Source organism: Solemya pervernicosa gill symbiont (genome assembly GCF_002020875.1).
Lineage (GTDB): Bacteria > Pseudomonadota > Gammaproteobacteria.
Genome location: NZ_MPRL01000157.1, coordinates 1 through 2,012, shown reverse-complemented (window position 1 = coordinate 2,012; position 2,012 = coordinate 1). Strand labels below are relative to the sequence as shown.

1 protein-coding gene is annotated in these 2,012 nt (G+C 42.8%); it reads right to left on the bottom strand.

The annotated features are described in order from the left end of the window. Positions 1–165: 165 nt before the first annotated feature. Positions 166–1,932: a hypothetical protein gene (locus BOW52_RS16840; protein WP_078485235.1), complete on the bottom strand. Its 1,767-nt coding sequence runs from the start codon at positions 1,930–1,932 to the stop codon at positions 166–168. Between the last annotated feature and the right edge of the window lie 80 nt (positions 1,933–2,012).

The following is a 2,012-nucleotide window of genomic DNA, read 5'->3' as shown; positions in this document are numbered from 1 at the left end:
GGGGCGCCGCAGGCATAAACGGTCGCGTGAAGTTTTTGCTGTTTGCTTGGGCTTGGATGCCCAAAACAAACTTTCGCAAAAATAGCGACTCCCCGGATCTATAGTTGCTGATTTGTTAGGGTCGTGTAGTTCTTTGTGGGGGGGGGTAATCCAGTATTTTCCATTTCACTCTTCCTCGATGCTGTTAAGTTTCTTCTCAGCTTGTCTAAGAAGTTGCTTCATGATGACAGGGCCTTCAGAAATTTTAGAAATTGCAGTTCTACAGTCATCTTTAAGACTTTGATCTTCACCATTCTTTGCGTATTTCAATGCCAGCATTATATTTTTAAGTGATACGCAAAAATACTTAATCTCAGAGGTGTCATGTTCAGTCTCTTGTGATTTAAGGCTCTCATAAAGAGAACCACCCATATCTGGATTGTCGAAAGCTTTTGCAACTTGGTCGCTAAACTCTTCGACAGTTAATCCAAGTGAGCATGCTGGCGATTCATCATACGCTACAGCCATAAACAAGAGGATGTGCTGAAAGTTTCTGATTTTTACTCTGTACACTAATTCAGCCAGGTAATCAGGGACATACCTTGCAAGAGTCGTTTTTACAGTGTTCCCAAAGTAATTGGCGGTCTTTAGGGAGTCACCATTGGAGTCTAAATAAATCCAAATCCCTTTTGATGAGCGAACTTTTTTTAGTGCGGCATTATTTAATAGTTCGCTGTTTTTAGCAGCCTTTACTCTGATTGTTTTGAATGCATTTTGAAAGGTTTCAGGAGTGGGGCATGTGACGCCATCTTTGGAAGAGCATAACCAGAGTTCTTTTTGGTTTGTAATTTCTCTCGCTCTACTGGTTATTTCAAGAGCCATTTTTAGGCAGGTCGCAGCATCAATATCCTGTTCTGGGATATCTTTTAGATCGACCAAAGACCCAGCAGCCTTTCTTGTTTTAGCATGTCTAGCTCGGGGCTTTAAGGCCCTGAGTCTTACAGAGCCTTCATCTGTCACTCGCTGACCGCCCGGGGCGCCGCAGGCATAAACGGTCGCGTGAAGTTTTTGCTGTTTGCTTGGGCTTGGATGCCCAAAACAAACTTTCGCAAAAATAGCGACTCCCCGGTGAATAAATTCATGCCCGTGGCCATCTGAATATACTTTCACCCTATACAGCGAGTAAGGATTTATACCTAGCTCTTCAACAATGATTATTTGCATCGCGGAAGCTACTGGTGTTGTTAATCCAAGGTATTGTTGAACTTCTTTTGTGTGCCTAATTCCTTCTAGGTTATGTTTCCCCGCACCATTTATGAAGCAGTCATAAAAGTTATCGAAGTAAGCCACAAGATTACTTGCTCTTGTTGGGGTTGAGGCGCTTCCGATTGAAAATGGGTTGCACTCTTTTTTCCACGTCCGATGATCTTTTGAGGTGACTGTTCTCAATACACGAAGCTCGGGATGCTTGAGTAATTCAGATTTTTCACTGTTCGATATTATCCGGTCACGATCTTTAAACTTTCGGTAACCTTCAAAGACTATTTTCCTTGCTTCTTTAAGTAAGAGCTTTAGATTATTGTCAAGATCATCGGCTAGTTCCTTTATGAAATCAGGTGTGTTCCTGAATAGGTCTTTTTCTCGTTCATCATAAACGTCAGTGGTACATAGAAGAGGGTTGTTTACTCTAGCCTTCTGGGTTTTTGTGCATCTCCGCAGGTTGTCTGGAAAGTCTGTATCCTTAGATATAAGATTATGGTCATTCAAGACCTCAATGGCATTTTTTACGTTCTGAAATTTTCCGTAAGCAGAGTTTCTGGAGACCTTGCCCAGCAGGTTGTTCCTGAATCTAAGCAGCGATCCTTCGATTACATTTGGATGTTCGTACCATTTTGGGTGCTCAGCAAATACGAAGTTTAAAAAGGTATTTAGTGGACTTCCGCTGACCGCCATGGATAGCGAAGCGAAGGCGGTTAGTCCGCGATAGTCGACGCCGTCTGCCTATTCGTAGTTGAGAGCGAGAGCGAACGACG